Source organism: Methylobacterium sp. NEAU K (assembly GCF_030700285.1).
In the GTDB taxonomy this organism is placed as follows: domain Bacteria; phylum Pseudomonadota; class Alphaproteobacteria; order Rhizobiales; family Beijerinckiaceae; genus Methylobacterium.
Map to the genome: position 1 here is coordinate 25807 of NZ_JAUYZJ010000036.1, position 21868 is coordinate 47674.

Genomic DNA, 21868 nt, shown 5'->3' on the forward strand with positions numbered 1-21868 from the left:
GTATTATAATAGGTTGGCTTTGCAACATCATTGCTTTGTGCCTATCGTCATCGCTGATATGTGTTGGCTTTTTTACATTTTTTATGATATTTTCAGAAACAAAAATGCTACATCTTCTTATTTTAATTGGATATCTTTTCACACATCAAGCGGGATATCTGCTCGGTGCATATCTTGGCGCTGAGCCAGAGGAATACAAATCCTGAATACTCTGCCTACCATAACCAGATTATGCGCCCGGAGAGTTGGTAGATGAGCAGCCAGATTGCCGCCGCTGCGATGCCTGCTGCCACCACGAGAGCCAGCGACGGCCTGCGGCCCCGTTTCCGGCGGAGCCATGCGAAGTTGTTCACGGTTGGAGCTCCTTCCTGGAGTTGCCTGACCCCGCGGGTACGCGACCGAGCCGATACGGGTTTCAGGGCCGGGGGATTTTTTGCGCTCGCTAAGTTCATGGGCTGCCGTTAGCATGAAGAGCGCGGGCGCAATCTGACCTCATAGACACATAAGGGGATTTTCAGAGATCTTTATTTAAATCGCGTTTTTATTTACCTTTCTGGTGGACGTTTTTAAGGTTCAGACATCGGCAGTTATGTGTTTTGCCGGGGCACATGGTAAACGTAGAGCTATTCCGTACGGGGCATTCACCCACAGTCGCTTCCCCGCATTGCGCCACGTCCACGTGCAATCGGTGGGTGCCCACACAATCAGCCCGGTGGGCCTATGACTTCACTGCGGCCATCGCCCGGAGGCTCAGGTCGATCGCACGGACGAGTTGCTCGGCAGTCTGAGTCGCGGCAGGGTCTCGCGACATCGCGATTGCCGCCTGCTGCAACGTGCGGAACTGCTGAAGTCGAGCGGCGGGATCGCCTCCTCGGGCGATAGCTGACCGCACGAGGCCGTGGACGACCTCACGCGCGAAACGGTCATCGAAGCCGGACAACGTCCGGGCCTGCCCGGGCTCGCAGCGGGCGCTCCTACCGGGGCAAGCAGCGTCAGCGAGCGCTTCTACTGATTCCGGGATCGGGGCCCTGACTTTGCTCATCCCATCACCGGATGCGACAGCGGGATCCCGGTGCGGACCATGTCGCGCTTGTAGGCATCCCGATCGGTGCGCAGAGCGTTCTGAGAGGCTTTGTGGCTCGCGACCGCCCCGACTAGGTCGAGAGTCCAACCCTTCGCCAGGGAATAGGCTTCGCTCGCGAGATCGCCGGGGATGGCTTCCACCGCGGCGATGATATCGTCGTCCGTGACCTCAGAAATCTTGCGGAGGTCGGACACGGTGGGGTTGCTGGCCCTGTCGGAGGGCTCCTGCAGCCGCCCCAAGACGTCCATGAGGCGGCGGCTACGCGAACACGCCGCCTCAGCTTGGCTGTGCTGGCGCCCTGCCCCGAGAAGGCGCATAAGGGCCTCATCCCTCCGCGCAATCCCGTGCACTGGGCCACGAAGCGGAGGCCGAGATGGCACGCGAATTCACGACCGGCAAAGCGCAGGCCGTCACGCCCGAGGACTTCAACGAACGCGTGAAACGCTTGCTCGCCAACAAGCCGGACCCGCGCAAGGCTGAGCCGAGAGCCAGAAACTTCAAGGCAAACAAGCCGTTTGCGAAGGACTGAGGCCGCGCCTTCAGAGGCGCTCGCACCGGCGGGGCGGCCATACATCACGGCTCGCCCGGCCTCGCGCATCCCGATCGTATGTCGGAACGAAGGACAGCCCTATGTCCCCACAATCCGCCAATCATTGATATGATCAATATGGGCTATTGATTGTATCTGTTTGAATGATGGTGCGGTGCGGCGCATCTAATCCCTCGAAGCCGGGATCAGTCCCGGAACCTCAGTGGGATCAGCACCATGACCATCCGCACCATCACTCTCGCCACCCTCGCGACCGTCACGTTGATTGGCTCCGCCCAGGCAAACGAGCGCGTCAATCTTACTCCGCCGCTCTATCGTGAGCAGGCCCGTGCCACGGCCACCGTTCGACCCCCGTCCGAACTGGCCACCACGCCGCGGCTCGTTCCTACCGCTCCAGTAGGTCGGCGCCTCGTCGTTGAGGCGGTCGCTCGCTAACATAGTCCCGTGGCCATGCCGCGGACCCAGAAGGAAGGCCCCGGCATGGGACCGGGGCCCTTTCCATTCGGACCATGGGTGTTCCGCTCGCTTTTCCTAGTTGCGGGCGCATCACGGAGGGGCCCATGTTTCGGCCGGTTTGGCGGTCGGGGCGGGTGCGCTCCCCCGATCCGGGGACTGATGCGACGCCCCGGCTGATGACTGGTCGAGACGCGGGCGTACAACCGACCAGCGGAAGTGTTCGGAGATCCGCTTCGGAGACGCGGATTGGGCGCGATGAATGACCGCAATGGGCGCGAGGCGGCCGGCCGGATCAGGCCGAAATCGGCCGGTCCGCTATGGAGCGGCCGGCATAGTGAAGCGGACGTTCCGTCTTCGACCCCGTGTTGGGCCTGCCAAATATCGAGATGACTTCTTAAACGCAGTCATATGTCCGCAAATATTAAAATTTGTCTCAAGTTGGAAATGCCAAATGGAAGATTTACGAATCGTATTTTCTCTTCTCATCACCGATTTATACATTCGTAAATCAATTAATCCGGCTGAGTATGCGATTATTTCTTAGATCTTGCGCCATTTTAGCTGGGGCATAATCAGAGATCGACTGATTTTGGCTTGGGAGTACAGTTGTGATAGGGTAATCAGGTATAGAGCAAACTGATGGGGGCAGTGTTGGATCGGGCCGTGGAGCGCCGCCTTGCCGCGATCCTGCTGACGGACGTGGTTGGCTATAGCCGAATGATTTCCGAGGACGAGACTGGCACCCTGCGCCGGCTCAAGGCGCTCCGCCGGACCGTGATCGAGCCGCAGGTCGCCGCCGCTCATGGCCGGATCGTGAAGTCGACCGGCGACGGCGTGCTGGTCGAGTTCCACAGCTCGGTGCGTGCCGTTGGCTGTGCCGTTACCATCCAACGCGCGACCGCCATGCATAATGCCGGCCTTCCCGAGAACCAAGCAATGCGCATGCGCATCGGCATCAACCTTGGCGACGTGATTGCGGAGCCGGACGGAGACCTCTACGGCGACGGCGTGAACGTGGCCGCGCGCCTGGAACCGCTGGCCGAACCGGGCGGCCTGTGCATTTCCCGCTCGATCCACGATCAGGTCCGGGACAAGCTTCCCTACCACTTCGAAGACCGCGGCAAGCTCGAACTCAAGAATATCGCCCGGCCGATCGGCGTTTTCGCCCTCTCTGCCGAAGCCATCGCGGCCAGTGCCGACCTGCCTGAGGACGAACCGGATCAGTCGCCACAAGCTGCGGTCGCAAGCCGCCGCCCTCTCTGGCTCGCCGGAGTGGCTGGCGTGCTCGGCCTTGCCGCAGCCGTCGGCTTGGGCTGGTGGTATCGGCCCGCCAAGGTTCCCACGGCCGACCACACGCTCGCGGTGCAGGCCGGCCTACCGCCCAAGCCCCTGCCGCCGCTCTCACTGGTGGTGCTGCCGTTTGCAAACCTGAGCGCCGATCCGGAGCAGGACTTCTTCGCGGACGGGCTGACGGAGGATCTGACCACCGACCTTTCGCATCTGGCCGGCAGCTTCGTGATCGCGCGCAACACGGCCTTCACCTACAAAGGCAAGGCTGTCGACGTGAAGCAGGTCGGCCGCGACCTCGGCGTCCGCTACGTCCTCGAAGGAAGCGTGCGGCGCGCCGCCGATCGCGTGATCCTGAATGCGCAGCTCATATCGACCGAGACCGGGGCCCATCTGTGGGCCGACAGGTTCGAAGGTGAGCGCAGCCGGCTCGGCGACCTGCAGGTCGAGTTCGTCGCCCGCCTCGCCCGCTCGCTCGACGTGCAACTGACCCAAGCAGAAAGCCTTCGCACGCTGCGTGAGCGGCCGGACAACCCAAACTCCGCTGATCTCGCCATGCGCGGTTGGGCAGCTCTGAACCGGCGTCCAAGTCCCGCGCATCTTCAAGAGGCACTTAATCTTTTTGAGCTTGCTCTTCAGAAAGATCAACGTCTCACTTCCGCATTGGTGGGTAAAGCGCGCTCCATATCCTACATGGTATGGCTCCGATGGAGCTCATCTCCTGCTGAAAACTTAGCTGCAGCGAATGAGGCAATTACGTCGGTGCTGTCAGATGCGCCTGAGCATGCGATGGCCCACTTCGTGAAGGGTGAAATACTGAAAGCACAAAAAAAGCACGACTTGGCAGTCCCTGAATTCGAGACTGCGATTAGGAACGATAGGAATTTAGCTGTCGCCTATGAGGAGCTTGGTCATACGAAAATCCTGCTCGGCCGCTCGAATGAGGCGCTGCCGCTGATCGAGAAGGCTCTGCGTCTAAGCCCGCACGACCCAGCCTTAAATTTTTGGCTATTCCATATGTGTCACGCATTCACACATTTAGGCCGAGACTCGGAGGCCATTGATTGGTGCCGTAAATCGGTCGCAGCTGGACCACTTTGGCTGGCTTATATCGACTTGTCTGCTGCTTACGCTTGGACTGAACAGAAAGTCGAAGCGCAGGATGCAGTTGCAGAGCTTTTGAAGTTAATGCCTGGCTACACCGTTCAGAAATGGGCAAATGCTGGATTCTCGGACAACCCAAAATTCTTGATTGAATATCAGCGCATAGTTGATGGGCTGAGGAAAGCCGGACTACCCGAAGGATAGATCTATGTTCGGTTGTCGCAATTATATTTTCTATAGTTTATAACTGATACAATATCCGGCTGATTGATTCGGCGGGGATCCCCGCGTGGTTTTGGGCTGGCCAGGATCTGTGGCCCTGTCTCATGGAGATGGATATGGCCCACATAGCGGATCATCTGAGCATCACGGAACGGGGCCGGCGTCCCCGCACCTGGGACGACGCCTGCGTGGCGCGCGCACTATCAGGCGATCTGGCTTCTGGCGCAGGGCAGTTTGTCGGCGGAGGTCGCGTCCACGACCGGGTTCGTGCAGCGCTGGCAGGAGCAACTGGCCAGCCGTTACAACCAGTTCGGTCCCGATGCGGTGGGCGACCGGCGCCGCCGCAACGGCGCCAACCCGCGGCTTCTGACCCCTGAACTCCTGGACAAGCTGCGGGCGCGCCTGGCGCAGCCACCGCCCGATGGCGGGACCTGGAGCACGCCCAAGATCGCGCTGCGGATGGCCCAAGAACTCGGGCTGGCCTGGTCTGACTGATGCTCGATCGGCTGCTCGCCCGCCTGCATCGCCACAGAGCCGCCTTGCTGCGCGTGTGGGAGCGCCCCGGGATCCCGCTCCACACCAACGGCTCGGATAACGACATCCGCGCCTGCGTGACCAAGCGGAAGATCTCCGGCGGGACCATGAGCGAGGCGGGCCGCACCGCCCGCGATGTCATGCTCGGCCTGATGAAGACTTGCGCAAAGCTCGGGATCTCGTTCTTCCGCTACCTTAGCGACCGCGTCGGGATCTCTGGCGGTGAAGCGATCCCGCCCCTACCGGACCTCATCAGACACGCTGCAACAGCTTGACCGCCCGGATGTCTCCCCCGGTTACCATCGAGACGTCAGCGTGACCGTGCATCGACTGGTCGGCGATGGGCATCATCGGCCTTTAATGATTGCTTGGCATCTGCCAGATTTGAGCGCAGAATGTCTGAATATTTGGAGGTGCTCTTATGGTGAGCCTTCGCATCAGATCTGAGACGCCAGATATTTCCGCTTATCCGGATTTGGTCGTTATGATGCTGGGTATGCGTGCTCAAAACCTGCGAGGAGCACTTACTATCCTTAGGATAGGTGGACCGATTGATAAGGCGGGCGCCAATTGGCCAGACGGGCTGCTCAGGTATGAGAATAGAATACTCTTCCAAATTTTCCCGCTTCATGCCGGCATGCGATGGTATTGGCGTGACCTGAAATCAATGGAGATGTGGTCTAGATCTGATCCACACAAAACATGGTGGGCAAAGTTTATTCAGAACCCCGAAGGCACTGAGTTCTGGCACGAAACCTATCACATGCGCGGCGGAATGCAGGGCGTTTATCTCAACATGCGCAAGTCCTACGGCTTTTCAAGTTTTCTACCAATGGCTCCGACCGCTGGAACGATCAGATCTCGTTTAGAAACAGAATCCATAGCGGGGCGCTTGCCCGGCACTGAACAGCCCGATCATCGTTCTTCATAAATTTACACCCGTTCATTGTACCGGATGTCCTTGTCGGCATGCCGTAGGGGACAGCGGGAGATGGGCGGCTAGGGCGTCCGTACGAGTAGGTTTCGGCTGGCGGACACCACCGCAGCACACCGTATCACCGCGTGCATCCCGCAGACCCCGGTCCGCAGTGACGGTTCTGGGTCTCGCCGCGTTCCATGTCTGTTCTGCATCCATCCCGGGATCAGAGGGGACGATGGCGAGGCGCGGCGTGTTCGTAAGGGCCGAAGAGGTGCTGTTACTCGATGACGCTGCCCGCTGGCGTCGAACCTGCATCGATGTCCTGCGTCGAGTCCAGCCACAGGGTCCGCTCTGACGGGCAACGGAAGCCGTCTTGAATGCGATCGATGGACTGGCCGAGGTGTCCGCGCACGACGCCCGGCTCGTGGGCGTGCCGGCGGTGGTGCGGGGCGAAGCGGTCGAATACGAGACCGCGGACGGCGCGCGGGTCCTCGCCGAAGTCGCCTGGAGCGAGGGCGGGGAGGCTGGGCTGCACGTACCGTCCGGTGTGCACCACTCGGCGCTGGCTACGTCCCTGGAACGGGCGGCCTGAGCGATCGGACAATCCGGATCAGGTAGAGTAGTCGAGACTTGATCTGACGGATGGTGTCAGTGAGCTAAGGCGCGAGCCGAGTCCGGGCGCAGAGTGGTCAACGTGCGCAGCGCCCAGCCTCGGCGTTTTCGATGACATCGGTAAGATTATCCCTCAGCTCGTGCTGCTGCATCGCAGTTTCCTGTCCGAGCAGATCAAAGCCTCGTTCAAACTGAACGTAGAGCAAATTGAAGCCTTTACCGATCTGGAGCTCCCACAGAAGGATGCGCCCATGGTCGAGGCTTTCTCCGCTCTGGTCGCGGACTGCTACCCCGTCGAGCGCATGTTTTTCGATCTCCTGGCATCCAGCGGCCCTCCTGAGCCGCAGGTCGCACGGGGATCTGTGCGACTTGGTCGAGGTGACGACGGGGGTCGCTCGCCTTTCGCTCCTCGTGGCTCCATTCCGGGTCGACGGGGAGCCACGCCCGCTCGACGAGAAGCGTCGACTGCTCCTGATGGGTGCCCCCGGCGAGCAGCACATGTTCGGCGTCCGGATCGTCGAGCCGTTCCTGCGCAGGGCGAGTTGGGCGGGTTCGGTCGGGCTCTCGTCCAGTCCGGAGGAGTTCGCTGCTCTGGTGGCATCCGAATTGTTTGAAATCGTCGGTCTGACGCTCAGCAATGAGACGCGCGTCAATCAGCTCGCGATGGCGATACACTCCGTACGCGAAGCGTCGTGACATTCTCGGGCACTCTGCTGCCCTAGTACGAAGACGCCGTTGCTCTGGCTGGGCTATTCGCCCGATGTGCCTGTCTCCGGGCGGTCATTGCCGCCTTCCGCTCGGTCACCGGAGTGCAGCACGAATTCGAGGCCGAGATCGTCGCTCTGGCGAACCGAGCGGTGCCCGGCCAGCATACGCGCGGTCATCAGTTCGAACGCGCGGTTCGAGGATGGGGTGAGCATCCCGAGCCTGATCGTCCGGCCGGAGCCGGGCATTGCGGCCACTGCCTACCAGCGCGAGCCAGGGCCGGCTCGGCCGCTGTTCTTGGCAAGGTTCGTTCCGACGTGGGTCCTCCGGGTAGTCCGGCGGCCGCCACCAAGATCTCCCGTCAATTTTTCTGCGTACCGAATGCGAGGCCGGGCGCAGAGCAGCCGCGATCAATCGACATGATAAGGGTGTGATTTTCCTATCCCGGTGGCACGACCGTTGCTGAGGCTCCTTCAATTTCAGGAGTCCTTCGGCTTGTCCCGTACACCGCACGTGACCGATCTCTCCCGCCGCACGGTGCTTGCGCTCCCGCTCGGCCTTGCCGCAGCCTCGGGCAGCGCACGCGCGGCCGAGCCGAAGCGAGGCGGCACGATGGTGATGATCGTGCATCCGGAGCCTTCAACCCTGGCCCATTATGCCGTGTCGGCCGGCAACATTCCACCGATCGCCACGCAGGTCTATGAAGGGTTGTGCACCTACGATTGGGACCTGAACCCGCAGCCCAACCTCGCCAAGTCGTGGGATGTCGCCCCGGACGGCAAGACCATCACGTTCAAGCTCCAGGAGGGCGTGACCTTCCACAACGGCAAGCCGTTCACCAGCGCGGACGTGCAGTACTCCTTCATGGAGATCCTGAAGAAGTACAATCCGATCGCCCCGGTGATGCTCGCGGAACTCGTGGCAGTCGATACACCGGACCCAATGACAGCGGTGCTGCGCCTCGCCAACCCGGCTCCGTACATCATGAAGGCGCTCTCGGGGCGCGATCTGCCGATCCTGTGCCGGTCGGTGTTCGAGGGGACCGACATCCTCCAGAACCCGAGCGCCAACAAGCCGATCGGGACCGGTCCGTTCAAGTTCGTGAGCTGGGAGCGCGGCCAGTCCGTACGGCTCGATCGCAACGAGACCTACTGGAAACCGGGGCTGCCTTACCTCAACCGCATCGTTGCCCGCTTCATCCCGGACGCCGCCACGCGGTCGGCCGCCATGGAGGCCGGCGAGGCCCATTTCGCCGGCTACAGCGCTGTGAACTACGCCGATCTCGCGCGGATGAAGACCAATCCGGTCCTCGACCTGACGACCAAAGGCTACGAGATGACGCCGGCCCAGAGCGTCCTGGAGTTGAACGGCCGTCACCCACAGCTTCAGAAGAAGGAGGTCCGCCAAGCGATCGCCTACGCCATCGACCGCAACGTCATCCTCAGGGACGTGATGTTCGGCTACGGCCTGCCCGCCACGGGGCCGCTCAGCCGCAAGTTCAAGACGGCGGGCCTCTACACCGACGACGTGCGCCGGTACGATGTGCCGGACCGGCTGGAGATCGCCAACAGGCTGCTCGATCAGGCCGGCGCGCCCCGCGGCGCCGGCGGGATGCGCTTTGCCCTGCACCTGGAGGTGAACTCGTTCGGCGAGCAGTGGCTGCGGCAGGCCGAATACCTGAAGCAGGCGCTGGCCGAAGTCGGCATCGACGTGACGCTCCGTTCGGAGGACACCGCAACCTGGCTGCGGCGCGTCTACACGAACTACGATTACGATATCAACGAGCCGTTCCTGAGCCAAGGCGTCGATCCGGTCTACGGGCTCAACAAGCAATTCCTCACCGCGCAGATCCGCAAGGGCGTGACCTTCGTCAATGACACCTTCTACGCAAACCCGGAGGTCGACCGCATGCTCGGCGAGGGCGCGCGCGAGCTGGACCCCGAGAAGCGCGGAGCGATCTACAAGAAGGTCCAGCAGATCCTGGCCGACGACAGCCCGATGGTCTGGCTGATCGACGTGCAATACGTCAGCGTCTTTAACCGGCGCCTTAAGGACCACACCACCGGACCGCTCGGCACACAGCAGGCGTTCGAACGGGCCTGGATGGACAAGTAGCCCCATGCGGCTCGCGCGATTTCTCGGTCACCGGCTCCTGCTGGCGATCCCCGTGGTGCTGGGCATCGTCGTGCTCAACTTCTTCCTGATCCACCTGGCGCCCGGCGATGCGGCGTCGGTGCTGGCCGGCGAGAGCGGTGCGGCCAGCCCGGAATACATGGAACAGCTGCGGCACAAGTTCGGCCTGGACCGGCCGCTCGCCACCCAGTTCGGCGTCTACCTGCTGAACATGCTCCATCTCGACCTCGGCTACTCGTTTCGCAACGACAGCCCCGTGGTGAGCCTGATCCTCGAGCGGCTCTGGCCTACGGGACTGCTGATGCTGACCGCCTTCGGCACCGCCCTGGTGATCGGCACGCTGCTCGGTCTCGTGGCCGCCACGGGGCGCAATTCCTGGCGTGACGCGGTGATCTCGCTCGTGAGCCTCGTGGCCTATGCCACGCCCGGGTTCTGGCTCGGGCTGATGATGATCGTGGTCTTCGCGATCCGCCTCGGCTGGTTGCCGACCAGCGGTTTCGACACGGTCGGCGCCGACAACGAAGGCTGGGACGAGGTCTGGGATATCGGCCGTCACCTGGTCATGCCGGCGGTCGCGCTCTCGTTGTTCTACCTCGCCGTCTACGCCCGGGTGATGCGCGCCTCCGTGCTGGAGCAGGTCGGCATGGACTACGTCACCACGGCCCGCGCCAAGGGCCAGACCGAGGCCCGGGTGATGACCGGCCACGTCCTGCGCAACGCCCTGCTGCCGGTGGTCACCATGGCGGGGGTACAGGCCGGCAACCTGATCGGCGGCTCGATCGTGGTCGAGACGGTGTTCGGCTGGCCGGGGGTCGGCACGCTGGCCTTCAACGCGCTCCAGTCGCGCGACCTGAACCTGCTGCTCGGCATCTTCTTCGTCTCGGCCTGCCTCGTCGTGGTGATCAACCTCGCCGTGGACCTCGTCTACGTCTGCCTCGATCCACGGATGGAGCTGTAGCGATGCGGGCCGCTCTGGCGCGCTTCGCGCGCAACCGACTGGCGCTCCTTGGAGCCGCCGTGCTGCTCGGGCTGGTGGCCCTGGTGGCGCTCACGCCCCTGCTCTTTCCCGATGACCCGTTCCGCCTCGTCGGGCCCGCGCTCCAGCCGCCGGGCGGCCGCTTCCTGCTCGGCACCGACACGCTCGGGCGGGATGTCGCCGCGGAGATCGCCTACGGCGCCCGCACCTCGCTGTTGATCGGCCTCGGCGCGACTCTGGCCGCGATCCTGTTCGGGACCCTGGTCGGGGGATTGGCCGGCTATTACCGGGGCGGCGTCGAGATCGCGCTGATGCGGCTCACGGAGTTCTTCCAGACGATCCCGGCCTTCGTGCTGGCGATCCTCATCGTGGCGATCCTGTCGCCGTCGCTCACCAGCGAGATCGTCGCCATCGCGGCGGTCTCCTGGCCCGGCATCGCCCGGCTGGTGCGCGGTGAGTTCGTGGCGCTCGGCGGGCGAGAATTCGTGCTCGCCTGCGACGGCCTCGGGGCGGGCGATGCGCGCATCATCTTCCGCCACATGCTGCCGAACTGCACCTCGGCGATCATCGCCGTGGGGTCGCTGCTGATCGGCACGGCGATCCTGATCGAGGCGGGCCTCGCGTTCCTCGGGCTCGGCGACCCAAACGTGATGAGCTGGGGCCTGATCATCAGTGCCGGACGCGCGGTCCTGCGCTCGGCGTGGTGGATCTGCACCTTTCCCGGAATTGCAATTCTGCTCACCGTCCTCGGCATCAACCTCGTTGGGGATGGCCTGAACGAGGCGCTGAACCCGAGGCTCCGCGAGCGATGAGCGACTCCGTCCTCGACATCGAGAGGCTGACGATCGCGCTGCCCCCGGGCGCAGACCGGTCGAATGCGGTCACCGACGTGGATCTCGTCCTGCGGCCCGGCGCGGTGACCTGCCTGATCGGCGAGAGCGGCTCGGGCAAGTCGCTGGTGGCACGCGCGATCCTCGGGCTGCTCCCGGGGCCGCACGTACGTGTCTCGGGCGGGCGCATCAACTTCGAGGGCGAGGATCTCGCGGCGATCACGCCGAAGCGGATGCGTCGCATCCGGGGCGCACGGATCGCGATGATCTTCCAGGAGCCGATGACGGCCCTGAACCCGCTCCACACGATCGGCCGCCAGCTCGACGAGGTCCTGCGCATCCACACCGCGCTCGGCCGCACTGCCCGGCGGGCCCGGGTCGTCGCGCTGCTCGACAGCGTCCACTTGCCGGAGCCCGCCCGACTCCTGCGCTCCTATCCGCACCAGCTCTCGGGCGGCCAGCGCCAGAGGGCGATGATCGCCATGGCGCTGGCGCTGAACCCCCGGCTCCTCATCGCCGACGAGCCGACCACCGCTCTCGACGTGACCACCCAGGCGCAGATCCTCCACCTGATCCGCGAACTGCAGCGCGAGCATGGTACCAGCGTCCTGTTCATCACCCACGATTTCGGCGTGGTGGCCGACATCGCCGACACGGTCGCGGTGCTGCAGAAGGGCACCCTGGTCGAGCAGGGCCCGGCGGCCTCGGTCCTCGGCGCACCGAAGCACCCCTACACCCGTGCGCTGATCGCGGCCGTGCCCAGGTTGGCGCCGCCGCCGCGGCGGACGCCCAGCGCGGCCCCCCTGGTGGTCGAGGCACGCAAGGTCGAGAAGACGTACGGGGCCCGCGGCCTGTTCGGCGGCCGCGTCACCCGCGCGCTCGACAGCGTGGACCTGATGCTGCGGCGAGGCGAGACCCTGGGGCTCGTCGGCGAGAGCGGCTCAGGCAAGAGCACCCTGGCGCGGGCGATCACCCGGCTGATGCCGGTCGATGGCGGCGAGATCCTTCTCTCCGGACACAGCGTCGCCGCGCTCAGCCGCCGCCAGATGCGTCCGCACCGCAAGCGGGTGCAGATGGTGTTCCAGGACCCGTACGGCTCCCTCGACCCACGCCAGCGCGTCGTCGACATCGTCGCCGAGGGGCCGATCATCCACGGCACCATGCCGGACGTCGCCAAGGTCCAGGCACGCGAGATGCTGGCGCTTGTCGGCCTCGATCCCGCGGCGGCACAGCGCTTCCCGCACGAGTTCAGCGGCGGCCAGCGTCAGCGGATCGGCATCGCCCGGGCCCTGGCCATGCAACCCGAGGTGCTGGTGGCCGACGAGCCCGTCTCGGCTTTGGATGTTTCCGTGCAGGCGCAGGTCCTGGCGCTGCTCGCCGACATCAAGGCGCGGCTTCACCTCAGCATGGTGTTCGTGACCCATGATCTGCGCGTCGCGCTGCAGGTCTGCGATCGCATCGCCGTGATGCGGGCCGGCCAAGTAGTCGAGGTTGCGCCCACGTCCGAGATTTTCTTCGCGCCGAAGCACCCCTACACCAAGGCGCTGTTCGCAGCCGTTCCGGGCGCCCAGTGGCAGGAGCCGATCCCCGCATGACGTCCGACCAGCCCGCACCCTCGACGGACCCCTTCCTGCCGGGTCCGCGCGCCCACGTCGCCGGTTCCGCGACCGGGCCGCTCACCGGGCTCGGTTTTGCCGTCAAGGATCTGATCGACGTCGCCGGGATCCCCACCGGCGGCGGCAACCCGGATTGGCCGCGGATCTACCCGACGCCCACCCGGCACGCCTGGGTGGTCCAGACCCTCCTCGACGCGGGGGCCTCGGTGGTGGGCAAGACCGTCACCGACGAGGTCTCGCTGGGAATCCTGGGGGAGAACGCCCATGACGGCACCCCGCTGAACCCGGCCGCCCCGGATCGGGTGCCCGGCGGGTCATCCAGCGGCTCGGCGTCAGCCGTAGCCTCCGGGGCCTGCGACTTCGCGCTGGGCACCGACAGCGGCGGCTCCGTGCGCGTGCCGGCGAGCTTCTGCGGCCTCTACGGGATCCGCCCCACCCACGGCCGCATCGATTTCTCCGGGGTCTGCGTCCAGGCGCCGAGCGCCGATACCTGTGGCTGGTTCGCCCGCGATCCGGCCACCTTCGCCCGGGTCGGAGAGGTTCTGTTCGGTAAGGCGATGCCGGATCGGCTGCCAGATACGCTGCTGGTGGCCGCGGATGCGCTCGGCTTCGCCGACGAGGCGGTGCAGCGGGCGCTGATACCGCTCATCGACCGTCTGGCCGCCCTGATCGGCAACCGGCGCGACGTGACGATGGCGCCGCAGGGCCTGTCGGTGTGGCAGCGGGCACAGCGCGTCCTGCAGAGCAGCGAGGCGTGGCAGACCTTCGAGCCCTGGCTCGATACCTGCAACCCGCGCCTCGCCTTCTCGGTCGCCCGAGCGCTCGTCCAGGGCTCGATGATGACGGAGGCCGAGCGCAACGCCGCGACCCTGATGCGGATCGAGGCACGGGCCCGCCTCGTGCGGCTCCTGCCCCCCGGGACCATCCTGTGCCTTCCGACCACGCCGTTCCCGGCGCCCCTGCGCGGGCTGCCGCTCAGCACGCTGAACCCGTTACGGGAACGCATCGGCTGCCTGACGAGCCACGGCGGCCTCACCGGCGTCCCGCAGGTCAACATCCCGGGAGGACATGTCGAGGGCGCCCCGGTGGGCCTGTCGATTATCGGCGCCCGCGGAGCCGACCTCGACCTGATCCGGACCGCCGTTGCCCTGGAGGCCTGACATGGACGCATCTGTGAACCGCCCCGACGTGGTGGCCGAGGTCTCGGCCCTGTTTGAGCGCTACGAGCAGGCGCTGATCGACAAGGATGTCGCGGTGTTGGACTCGACCTTCTGGGACAGCCCTCACACGATCCGTTACGCCGTGGGCGAGAACGGCTACGGCTTCGCGGCGATTCATGCCGCCCGCATCGCGGCCGATCCCCCGCCTGGGGGGACCAAGGAGGCGCGCATCCGGTTGGAGATCCTGACGATCGGCTCCGACGTCGCCACCGTGAATCTCGAATTCAAGCCGCGCGGCAAGCCCGGTATCGGGCGCCAGAGCCAGACCTGGATGCGCCTCCCCGATCGCGGTTGGAAGGTGATCTCAGCGCACGTATCGATCATGGCCGCGCAGGTCGACCCCGATGCCGCTGGGTAATCATGGCGCGCCCAGCGGGACCGTCGTGATGGGCAGCCGGACCGATCCTGGGCAGGGAGAAACCCATTGGAACAGGCAGCCGTCATCGCCGTCAGGGAAGCGGTCAGCGAGCAGCGAGGCCGGATAGAGCACCTGTTGGCAGAACTCGCTCGCTGCGGCCAGGACGATCCCGGGTTCACCCGTCCCTCCTACAGCCCGGAGGAGACCGAAGCCCACGCGATCGTTACGCGCAGCGCAGCCGATCTGGGCCTCTCGATCCGCCAGGACGCGGCCGCCAACACCTACATGACGCTGCCGGGCCGGGACCGGACCCTGCCGCCAATCTTGATCGGCTCTCATCTCGACACCGTCGCCCATGGCGGCAACTTCGACGGGGCCGCCGGGGTCGTCGCCGGGCTCGCCGCCGTTGCGGCGATCCAGAGCCTGGGGCTGATCCCGGACCGCGATATCATGGTCATGGCCGTGCGCGCGGAGGAAAGCGTCTGGTTCCAGCTGTCCTATCTCGGCAGCCGAGCGGCGCTCGGCACCTTGCCGGAGGGCGCGCTCGCCATCACGCGGACCGATACCCGGCGCAGCCTCGCCGATCACATCGCGGCCTCTGGCGGTGATCCCGAGGCCCTGCGCGGAGGCGCGCCGACACTTGATCCGTCCGCGATCCACGCCTTCCTGGAAGTGCATATCGAGCAGGCGCCGAGCCTCGTCGAGGCCGGGATCCCGGTCGGCCTCTGCACCGGGATCCCGGGCAACTTCCGCTATCCGGATGCCCGGATCGTCGGACGCTACGACCATGTTGGAACGCCACGGCGGTTTCGGCGCGACGCTGCCATGGCCGGCGCGGAGATCGCCCAGGCGCTGGACCAGGTCTGGCAGGCCAACGAGGAGGCTGGCCGCCCGATGGCCGTCACCCTCGGGCGGTTCCACACCGACGGTGCGGCCCACGGCCTGACCACGGTCCCGGGTGAGTTCCGGTTCAGCCTGGACGTGCGCGCCTATGAGGCGACCACGCTGGCAGAGCTTGAGGCGCGGTTCCTGGCTGACGTCGCGGCGGTCGCGGCGCGGCGCAACGTGGAGATCGTGCTGGGCCCGCGCGCCGAGGTGGCGGTCGGAGAGGTCTCCCCGCGGATCCGCGGCGGCTTCGAGGCTGCGGCCGCGGCCCTCGGGATCGCCACCATGCCTCTCGGCAGCCCGGCTTCGCATGATGCCGCGGCCTTCGCCAAAGTCGGGGTTCCAATGGCGATGCTGTTCGTGCGCAACGCCAACGGCAGCCATAACCCCGACGAGGCCATGGAGATCGACGACCTTATCGCTGCCGTCTCGATCCTCACCGCCTGGCTGGTGGCCGAGACCTGCGGCGGTTGATCGGGGCGCCTCGACTCAGGCGGAGAAACGCGCCGGGCGCCCGACCGGATCGCCCAGGACCTCGTCGTCGCGCATGACCGGTTGTCCGCGCACGATCGTGGCGACCAGCCAGCCGGTGACGCGAAGTCCCGCAAACAGAGTCCAGCCGCAGGGCGAGACGATCCAGCGCTCCTCGATGGTGGGGCGCGCCTTCAGGTCCACCAGGGTGAAGTCCGCGTCGTACCCGGCCGCGATGCGCCCTTTGCCGGTGAGGCTGCCGACCGCGGCCCGGCGGAACCACAAACTTGGCCCACTGTTCAGCAGTGATGGGACACCGCAAGTCCATTGTGGCGGCGGCTATGCTTGCCGCGTTCGGGCTGATGGCAGACACGCACAGGATCGCTTCCACCGCTCCCCAGTCGCAGTCGCGTTTGCCCGTCGCTTCGCGGTTCGGCGTGATCGGCAACACATAGCGTCGGAGCCAAATTAGGCACAGTCTCCACCAGCGGCTACGCAGACATCACCGCAGCAGTGAGCCGGCATCCGGAATTTCGCGTTCGGAAACGCTGCCCAATCCGTGGGAGCAGCCGAGATGGGCGCGATACAGCCATATCGTTGGTGGAACGAAAAACTGCTTTCAGATAGGCGATTATGCACCTTACAAACCACCCTATTGATAGCCGCCACCGGTTTTCGACATCCTGAACCGCCTCGCACGGACCGCCATAGCCTTCGCGGCTCGTCCTGCGGTTTCGACGACGACGGTCGCTGACGCTCCCTCGCGCAAGCATCGAGCAATCAACGCGCTGGGCGGCCTGGAACCAAAGTCTGGCCTTCGGCGTATTGGCGTCAACGCAGACACCCGAACCTCATACATCGACGGTCTTCCGCCGAAACGACATGATCGGGCCTGGCGAGATCTCGCGCACAACTACATTAAATACGGAGCAGAACCCGTGAGTCTCTCGACCACGATCGCCGCGCTGTCCGCGGCCGCCCTGCTCGGGCTCGGGGCTCTCGGGAGCGCAACCGCGCAGGCCAGGGGTGAGGGCGCCGTCGTGGCCGGTGTCGTCGGCGGCATCGCCGCCGGGGCCCTGGCCTCCCGCGCATACCACCATCGCCACTATGGCTACGGTTACGGCCGCCCTTACGGCTGCGGCTACTGAGCCGCGTGACGACCCGGCCGCCCCGGGTACGGCCGGGGCGGCTCGCCTGTGAAGGCTGGCACTGCCGCGTCCCATGGATCAGCCAACGCTCGTCATCCATCCCAGATACGACGCCTTTCGACGCGGGTGCTGCGTACTTCTCTGCGAAGCCTACCGAGAACGCCGTTAATCGTCCGTTCATTTCGGAGATGAGGTCGCCGAATGTTTCACCAGCATGGCGTGGAACCAGGAACGAGGACTCAGTCTTACTGTCCATTGAAACCCATTGCTTGACGAGGATATCCCATGCGTAACTTCATTGTTGCCGGCCTTGCCTTTGCTGCCGTGACCGGTCTGTCCAACGCCTCGATGGCCGAGGAGACCACGGTGATCCATCGCGATGGTGGGCCCGGCGTCGCGGTCGACCACCGCGAGGGCGTGGTGGAACGTCGCGAGGTGACCACCGGCACCGTCGATTGCGGCTCGAAGACCGTCCACAAGGAGGACGGCATGGGCAACTCCAAGACCGTCCACAAGGAAGGCTGCAACTGAGCGTCCGCGCTCCTTTCCCGCCCGACACTTCAGGAGACATCCCCATGACGCGCAAACTTCTTCTCGCGCTGGCGACGACCAGCCTCTTCGCCCTCCCGATGGCCGCCCAGGCGCAGGGCATCCTGCGCGGGGCCGCCGAAGGTGCCGAGGTCGGTGCGGATGCGGCCGGTCCGGTGGGTGGCATCGTCGGCGGTGCCGTCGGCGCCGCCACCGGTACTGTCGGCGGCATCCTGGGCGTCGACGAGCGCCCGCGCTTCCGCTCCTACGTCCGCGAGCGCGGCGTGAGCTCGTACAGCTGGGGCGGCCCGGTCCGCGTCGGCACGGTGCTGCCGGAGGACAGCGTGACCTACTACGACGTGCCCACCGAGTATCGGGTGCGTCCAGGGTATCGCTACACCATCGTGAACGACCAGCCGGTACTGGTCGACCGCGGCCACCGCATCGTCGAGGTCGTCGAGTAAGCAGGCTACCAACCCAGAACTGACGGCCCAACCATCGAACCCCGTCCGGCCAAGCCCGGGCGGGGTTTCGCCTGTCACCGTCCGAACGCTTCCGCGTAAGCCTCCGTTGTCGCTTCCAATTACCCATATCGTGGGGCGGCGCCGATTGTGATGCCGACGGTGATGTCGTGCAGGCGCGCGAGGCCGCGCCAAACGACCATGTTACCGGGTGGCGGGTCGCGGCTGCGGGCGAGGTAGCCGCCGAGCATGGCGATCGGCAGCAGGTCGTCGGCAAGCGCCCGCCGCCCCAGTCGCGGTATCGCGCGTGCTGCGTCGATGCAATCGAGCGCGTTGATCTCGGCGGCGGTGAGGACGGTGTCGGGCGGAGCGTCAGGTTTGACGCGGGCCGACATGGTTACGAAGAAGATGCGCCAGCTGACCACCGTGACGAGGGCGAGGAACTTCACCAGCCTCTCGGCTGGTCTGCAGCCTACTCTCCTCCGCGCGGCACCCCGACTTCATGACCTTGTGGAAGACCTCCGCCTTCCAGCGCAGCGCGTACCAGCCGAGCTTCTCGACGGCCGCGGTGAGGTCGGCCACCGGCAAGTTGGTGACGAGCTTCCAGTCGATCGCCTGACGACCAGCCGGCGGGTCGAGTTCGAGAGCATGGATGTAGGTGAGGACCTGCGGGCTGTAGCGCTTCTGCTTGCCGATCGGCGGGCGGGTCGTGATGGTGGCGAACTTGACGTGCAGGCAGGCGGTCTCATCGGTGTTGCCGCCGACGTCGACCTGATGACGACCCGACCAGGGTGCCGCGTCGAGCTGAGCGAAGACGCGATGATCCGCGTTCGGCTGCGGTGCGTCGGGCGGTGGTTCGGCCAGCCGATTGGTCTGCACGCGCACGAGAAAGCGGGTGCGCAGGTCCTGCGCGAGAAAGAAGAGCTCGTACATGTTGCTCTCCCGGACTGCGACATGCACGCAGCGCTCTGGCGTGCCGAGGAAAGCCATCGACTGGCGCAGGTTCTCCAGCCAGCGGTAGTTCTCCTTCGTCTCGATGGGCACGCGCGTAGGGTTCACGTGCCGCTTGAGCGTCCAGGTCCCCTTGAACTTGGTGCGCGTCCAGAACTTCACGGCCGTGAGGCCCAGCGGCGTGCCGGCGAGCGAGACGGCGAGGCTGGAATGCATCAGCACGCCGCACAGCGTCAGCACGTTGGGCTGCCCCGCCTTGTCGCGCCCGCCGTTGATGGTCCTGGTGAAGCCGATCTTGCCCGGGCAGGCAGCCGGCACAGGCTGACCCGGCGCGGACGACGGTTGATCCAGCAACCTGCGCAGGCGGCGCCCGAGGCGCTGATCGGGCAAGCTCGTGCAGGCGAGTTCAGCGTCCTGCCAGCCGGCGTCGCCGGCCACTACACCACCGCTCATCCGCGACGCCTCCGTGATTCGGCGTCACGGACAGAATCATGGTCGATTCAGGCGAGGCAAACGTCAGGCCGACGATGTGGGTAATTGGAAGCTTCGCCGGACGCGTACGCGCTAGGCGAAGTCTTCGAGGGTTAAGGGTCGCTCGCCGGGCTGCGTCAGGTTCTCGACCAGAAATCGCATGGCGTTGGTCTCCCGGTAGGCCAGCGGCCCGCCCATCGGCATGAGGCTGCTCCGGTCGGATCGGTCGTAGCCCGTGTTCGGTCCGGTCAATCAGGCTATGCGGCTAGCTTACATCGGCACCCGGCACCGCGCTGCATTTTGGTCGCGGCAAAGATCCTACGTCCGCGTTCTGGAAAAACGCTCCTTTCCTTCTATGACCGCAACGGGCGCGAAGCCGAAGGGCCGCTGCCGGGCCGAGTGCCAAGGTTAGGTTGTGGCGCGACCCGGAAGCACCCCGATAGGTTGCGACTTCGTCCGAGCCGGGTGGCGTCTGCAACAAGGGTGACACCTTTACCTACGCGGGCAGGACGACAACCTTCGTCTTGACCGGCGTTCGTGAATAAAGGTGGATCATGTCCTGACTGAGCAGGCCGACACAGCCGCTCGTGACGCCTGTGCCGATCGATTCGGGCTCGCTGCTGGCGTAGATCGTGTAGAGCGTATAGGCGCCGTTCTGGTAGAGATGGAGGGTGCGGGCGCCGAGCGGGTTGTCGAGGCCGCCCGGCATACCGCGGGCGTATTTGGCGGCCTCGGGCTGACGCCGAATCATCTCCTTTGGCGGGGTCCAAGTCGCCCATTCGGACTTGCGACCGACATAAGCGTCACCGCTCCACAAGAACCCATCGCGGCCGACATTGGCGCCGTAACGGGTGGCGGACCCGTCGCCCTCGATGCGGTAGACATAGAAATTGCCGGGATCGACGATAATCGTGCCGGGCGCTTCCCTGGTTTCGTAACGAACTGTCCGGCGGTAATATTTCGGATCGACCTTGCCGATATCGACCGCCGGGATCGGGAACTTCTCGTCTGGAATCGGCCCGTAGACCTTCGCCGCCTCGGCGAGGATCATGCCGTCGGATGTCGCGCAACCGGCTAGCCCTAGCGCGCCGAAACCGACGGCCGAGCCGACCAGAAACGACCGGCGGTTGAGAAGCCCCGCCCGACGCTCGGGCAGAGCGATCTCGTCCATCCCGCCGGCATCGGCAGTCTCACCGTCCACGATCATCATTCTGGACTTCTCATGTCCTGCGGCCCGACGAGAAAACGCTCCGGCATACATACATTGAGCGTACGGCTAAGCTGAGATTGCCGGTACCCGGCTCGACTGGCAAGCCAGGTTTTCGCTGTGTGGCGCTTGCCATGCACCGACGCCGGCAACGTCGATGAAGGTCAGAATTATGAGCGCGCGCTTCCGATCGCCACCCTGACGGCCCGTGCCAGGGCCTGCCGGCCTTGCTCGGAATCGGCCGACACCCACCAGGAGATTCCGGCACCTGCGTTCGATCGCCTCACCAAAAGGATCGTACCTCGACCTTTACATCCCGCCCGCCGGCAGTTTTGATGCAATCCTGCGATCGGCAGGTCACCAAGGCCGTCGACGCAGGGGCACCGGGAGGGGGACGATGCAGAACCTCGCTTCGTCCGAAGGCCAGTGGGGCGATAGCTCCCCCCATGAGACCGAGCGCGCGGCGGAGGCCCGTCAGGCCTATGCGCGCAAACGCGCAGCCGAGGCCGCGCGCGAGCGGTGTCTGGCCCTAGGGCAAGTCGTCCAGTCCGAGATCATCCCTCAGCTGATGCTGCTGCATCGCGGTTTCGTTTCGGAAGCGCCCAAACCGACGTTCAAACCAGAGGTGGGGCAGGTCGCGGCCTTCACGGATTTGGCGCTTGCGGAGGATGATGCGCCCATGGTCGAGGCTTTCTCGGCCCTGGTGGCGGAAGGCCATCCCGTCGATCGGCTGTTCCTCGATCTGCTGGCGCCCTCCGCGGCCCTCCTGGGCCGCATGTGGGACGACGATCTGTGCGATTTCATCGAGGTGACGACGGGTGTCGCCCGCCTACAGTGTCTCGTGTCGCGGTTCCGGGTGGACGGGGATGCGGTCCCAAGCGACGGGAAACGCCGCCTGCTCCTGATGAGCGCACCCGGAGAGCAGCACACGTTCGGCGTGCGGATCGTCGAGCAGTTCCTGCACAGGGCCGGCTGGGTGGTGTCGATCGGGCTCTCCTCCAGCCCGGAAGAGATCGCCGCTTTGGTAGCGTCCGAATGGTTCGGCGTCGTCGGCCTGACGCTCAGCAACGAGGCGCGCGTCGATCAGCTCGCCATGGCGATCCGCTCCGTTCGCGAGGCATCGTGCAATCGATCCATCGG

The 21868-nt window shown here is 65.1% G+C and carries 26 protein-coding genes; 19 read left to right on the top strand and 7 right to left on the bottom strand.

The window, feature by feature from the left end:
* Positions 1–1038: 1038 nt before the first annotated feature.
* On the bottom strand, positions 1039–1332 hold the full coding sequence (locus Q8W67_RS22400; RefSeq protein ID WP_305549982.1) for a hypothetical protein: 294 nt from the start codon (positions 1330–1332) through the stop codon (positions 1039–1041).
* A gap of 125 nt (positions 1333–1457) precedes the next feature.
* Between Q8W67_RS22400 and Q8W67_RS22405 the strand changes: the two genes are divergently transcribed.
* The 8 genes from Q8W67_RS22405 (at position 1458) to Q8W67_RS22440 (ending at position 7464) form a co-directional block, all read left to right on the top strand.
* Positions 1458–1613, top strand: coding sequence for a hypothetical protein (locus tag Q8W67_RS22405; protein WP_305549984.1), 156 nt, complete (start codon positions 1458–1460; stop codon positions 1611–1613).
* Positions 1614–1850: 237 nt separating this feature from the next.
* The gene (locus Q8W67_RS22410; protein WP_305549985.1) at positions 1851–2069 is read left to right on the top strand and encodes a hypothetical protein; all 219 of its coding nucleotides are present in this window, start codon (positions 1851–1853) and stop codon (positions 2067–2069) included.
* A gap of 660 nt (positions 2070–2729) precedes the next feature.
* Entirely contained in the window at positions 2730–4685 is a 1956-nt protein-coding gene (locus Q8W67_RS22415) for an adenylate/guanylate cyclase domain-containing protein (protein ID WP_305549986.1), read from the top strand.
* 285 nt (positions 4686–4970) lie between these two features.
* Entirely contained in the window at positions 4971–5198 is a 228-nt protein-coding gene (locus tag Q8W67_RS22420) for a helix-turn-helix domain-containing protein (RefSeq protein WP_305549987.1), read from the top strand.
* Positions 5198–5512, top strand: a complete 315-nt coding sequence (locus tag Q8W67_RS22425) for a transposase (RefSeq protein ID WP_305549989.1) — start codon at positions 5198–5200, stop codon at positions 5510–5512. Before Q8W67_RS22420 ends, Q8W67_RS22425 begins: the two co-directional genes overlap by 1 nt.
* A gap of 146 nt (positions 5513–5658) precedes the next feature.
* Positions 5659–6168 carry a monooxygenase family protein gene (locus tag Q8W67_RS22430; protein ID WP_305549990.1) on the top strand — a complete coding sequence of 170 codons (510 nt, stop codon included), beginning with the start codon at positions 5659–5661 and terminating at the stop codon, positions 6166–6168.
* Between the two features lie 361 nt (positions 6169–6529).
* A complete protein-coding gene (locus tag Q8W67_RS22435; protein ID WP_305549991.1) occupies positions 6530–6748 on the top strand; it encodes a hypothetical protein in 219 nt (72 codons plus the stop codon).
* 389 nt (positions 6749–7137) lie between these two features.
* Positions 7138–7464 carry a hypothetical protein gene (locus Q8W67_RS22440; RefSeq protein ID WP_305549992.1) on the top strand — a complete coding sequence of 109 codons (327 nt, stop codon included), beginning with the start codon at positions 7138–7140 and terminating at the stop codon, positions 7462–7464.
* Positions 7465–7517: 53 nt separating this feature from the next.
* Here Q8W67_RS22440 and Q8W67_RS22445 read toward each other — a convergent pair whose 3' ends face one another.
* Positions 7518–7688, bottom strand: a complete 171-nt coding sequence (locus Q8W67_RS22445; RefSeq protein WP_305549993.1) for a hypothetical protein — start codon at positions 7686–7688, stop codon at positions 7518–7520.
* A 280-nt stretch (positions 7689–7968) separates the two neighbouring features.
* On the opposite strand from Q8W67_RS22445, the gene Q8W67_RS22450 reads away from it, so the two are divergent.
* The 7 genes from Q8W67_RS22450 to Q8W67_RS22480 all read left to right on the top strand — a co-directional run bounded on the left by Q8W67_RS22450 (position 7969) and on the right by Q8W67_RS22480 (position 15965).
* On the top strand, positions 7969–9588 hold the full coding sequence (locus tag Q8W67_RS22450; protein ID WP_305549994.1) for an ABC transporter substrate-binding protein: 1620 nt from the start codon (positions 7969–7971) through the stop codon (positions 9586–9588).
* A 4-nt stretch (positions 9589–9592) separates the two neighbouring features.
* Positions 9593–10564 (top strand): ABC transporter permease, encoded by a 972-nt coding sequence (locus Q8W67_RS22455; RefSeq protein ID WP_305549995.1) that lies wholly within the window; start codon positions 9593–9595, stop codon positions 10562–10564.
* A 2-nt stretch (positions 10565–10566) separates the two neighbouring features.
* Positions 10567–11394, top strand: coding sequence for an ABC transporter permease (locus tag Q8W67_RS22460; RefSeq protein WP_305549996.1), 828 nt, complete (start codon positions 10567–10569; stop codon positions 11392–11394).
* Positions 11391–13007, top strand: a complete 1617-nt coding sequence (locus Q8W67_RS22465) for an ABC transporter ATP-binding protein (protein ID WP_305549997.1) — start codon at positions 11391–11393, stop codon at positions 13005–13007. The genes Q8W67_RS22460 and Q8W67_RS22465 overlap by 4 nt, the downstream gene beginning before the upstream one ends.
* Positions 13004–14188 (top strand): amidase, encoded by a 1185-nt coding sequence (locus Q8W67_RS22470; protein WP_305549998.1) that lies wholly within the window; start codon positions 13004–13006, stop codon positions 14186–14188. Before Q8W67_RS22465 ends, Q8W67_RS22470 begins: the two co-directional genes overlap by 4 nt.
* A gap of 1 nt (position 14189) precedes the next feature.
* A complete protein-coding gene (hpxZ, locus tag Q8W67_RS22475; RefSeq protein ID WP_305549999.1) occupies positions 14190–14606 on the top strand; it encodes an oxalurate catabolism protein HpxZ in 417 nt (138 codons plus the stop codon).
* 66 nt (positions 14607–14672) lie between these two features.
* Complete coding sequence (locus Q8W67_RS22480; protein ID WP_305550000.1) at positions 14673–15965, top strand: hydantoinase/carbamoylase family amidase; 1293 nt, start codon at positions 14673–14675, stop codon at positions 15963–15965.
* 15 nt (positions 15966–15980) lie between these two features.
* On the opposite strand, the gene Q8W67_RS22485 is transcribed toward Q8W67_RS22480, so the two are convergent.
* Entirely contained in the window at positions 15981–16247 is a 267-nt protein-coding gene (locus Q8W67_RS22485) for an amidohydrolase family protein (protein WP_305550001.1), read from the bottom strand.
* Positions 16248–16900: 653 nt separating this feature from the next.
* On the opposite strand from Q8W67_RS22485, the gene Q8W67_RS22490 reads away from it, so the two are divergent.
* From Q8W67_RS22490 to Q8W67_RS22500, 3 genes are all read left to right on the top strand, one after another.
* Positions 16901–17110, top strand: coding sequence for a hypothetical protein (locus Q8W67_RS22490; protein WP_305550002.1), 210 nt, complete (start codon positions 16901–16903; stop codon positions 17108–17110).
* A 285-nt stretch (positions 17111–17395) separates the two neighbouring features.
* Positions 17396–17641: a hypothetical protein gene (locus Q8W67_RS22495; RefSeq protein WP_305550003.1), complete on the top strand. Its 246-nt coding sequence runs from the start codon at positions 17396–17398 to the stop codon at positions 17639–17641.
* A gap of 44 nt (positions 17642–17685) precedes the next feature.
* Positions 17686–18102, top strand: coding sequence for a DUF1236 domain-containing protein (locus tag Q8W67_RS22500; RefSeq protein ID WP_305550004.1), 417 nt, complete (start codon positions 17686–17688; stop codon positions 18100–18102).
* A gap of 119 nt (positions 18103–18221) precedes the next feature.
* On the opposite strand, the gene Q8W67_RS22505 is transcribed toward Q8W67_RS22500, so the two are convergent.
* From Q8W67_RS22505 to Q8W67_RS22520, 4 genes are all read right to left on the bottom strand, one after another.
* Positions 18222–18548 carry a hypothetical protein gene (locus Q8W67_RS22505; RefSeq protein WP_305550005.1) on the bottom strand — a complete coding sequence of 109 codons (327 nt, stop codon included), beginning with the start codon at positions 18546–18548 and terminating at the stop codon, positions 18222–18224.
* A complete protein-coding gene (locus Q8W67_RS22510; RefSeq protein WP_305550006.1) occupies positions 18472–19503 on the bottom strand; it encodes a transposase DNA-binding-containing protein in 1032 nt (343 codons plus the stop codon). Before Q8W67_RS22510 ends, Q8W67_RS22505 begins: the two co-directional genes overlap by 77 nt.
* A 111-nt stretch (positions 19504–19614) precedes the next feature.
* A complete protein-coding gene (locus tag Q8W67_RS22515) occupies positions 19615–19773 on the bottom strand; it encodes a hypothetical protein (RefSeq protein ID WP_305550007.1) in 159 nt (52 codons plus the stop codon).
* 244 nt (positions 19774–20017) lie between these two features.
* Positions 20018–20728, bottom strand: a complete 711-nt coding sequence (locus tag Q8W67_RS22520) for a L,D-transpeptidase (RefSeq protein WP_305550012.1) — start codon at positions 20726–20728, stop codon at positions 20018–20020.
* 397 nt (positions 20729–21125) lie between these two features.
* Between Q8W67_RS22520 and Q8W67_RS22525 the strand changes: the two genes are divergently transcribed.
* Positions 21126–21868: B12-binding domain-containing protein (locus tag Q8W67_RS22525; RefSeq protein WP_305550009.1), on the top strand; the 743-nt coding region annotated here is incomplete at its 3' end.

Excerpts from the sequence above, each read along its gene's own strand:
- Q8W67_RS22405 (WP_305549984.1), top strand. The coding sequence starts at position 1,458 with ATGGCACGCGAATTCACGACCGGCAAAGCGCAGGCCGTCACGCCCGAG.
- Q8W67_RS22445 (WP_305549993.1), bottom strand. The coding sequence starts at position 7,688 with ATGCTCACCCCATCCTCGAACCGCGCGTTCGAACTGATGACCGCGCGT.
- Q8W67_RS22400 (WP_305549982.1), bottom strand. The coding sequence starts at position 1,332 with ATGGACGTCTTGGGGCGGCTGCAGGAGCCCTCCGACAGGGCCAGCAAC.
- Q8W67_RS22470 (WP_305549998.1), top strand. The coding sequence starts at position 13,004 with ATGACGTCCGACCAGCCCGCACCCTCGACGGACCCCTTCCTGCCGGGT.
- Q8W67_RS22460 (WP_305549996.1), top strand. The coding sequence starts at position 10,567 with ATGCGGGCCGCTCTGGCGCGCTTCGCGCGCAACCGACTGGCGCTCCTT.
- Q8W67_RS22495 (WP_305550003.1), top strand. The coding sequence starts at position 17,396 with ATGCGTAACTTCATTGTTGCCGGCCTTGCCTTTGCTGCCGTGACCGGT.
- Q8W67_RS22500 (WP_305550004.1), top strand. The coding sequence starts at position 17,686 with ATGACGCGCAAACTTCTTCTCGCGCTGGCGACGACCAGCCTCTTCGCC.
- Q8W67_RS22465 (WP_305549997.1), top strand. The coding sequence starts at position 11,391 with ATGAGCGACTCCGTCCTCGACATCGAGAGGCTGACGATCGCGCTGCCC.
- Q8W67_RS22430 (WP_305549990.1), top strand. The coding sequence starts at position 5,659 with ATGGTGAGCCTTCGCATCAGATCTGAGACGCCAGATATTTCCGCTTAT.
- Q8W67_RS22510 (WP_305550006.1), bottom strand. The coding sequence starts at position 19,503 with ATGAGCGGTGGTGTAGTGGCCGGCGACGCCGGCTGGCAGGACGCTGAA.
- Q8W67_RS22415 (WP_305549986.1), top strand. The coding sequence starts at position 2,730 with ATGGGGGCAGTGTTGGATCGGGCCGTGGAGCGCCGCCTTGCCGCGATC.
- Q8W67_RS22455 (WP_305549995.1), top strand. The coding sequence starts at position 9,593 with ATGCGGCTCGCGCGATTTCTCGGTCACCGGCTCCTGCTGGCGATCCCC.
- Q8W67_RS22425 (WP_305549989.1), top strand. The coding sequence starts at position 5,198 with ATGCTCGATCGGCTGCTCGCCCGCCTGCATCGCCACAGAGCCGCCTTG.
- Q8W67_RS22410 (WP_305549985.1), top strand. The coding sequence starts at position 1,851 with ATGACCATCCGCACCATCACTCTCGCCACCCTCGCGACCGTCACGTTG.
- Q8W67_RS22520 (WP_305550012.1), bottom strand. The coding sequence starts at position 20,728 with ATGATCGTGGACGGTGAGACTGCCGATGCCGGCGGGATGGACGAGATC.
- hpxZ (WP_305549999.1), top strand. The coding sequence starts at position 14,190 with ATGGACGCATCTGTGAACCGCCCCGACGTGGTGGCCGAGGTCTCGGCC.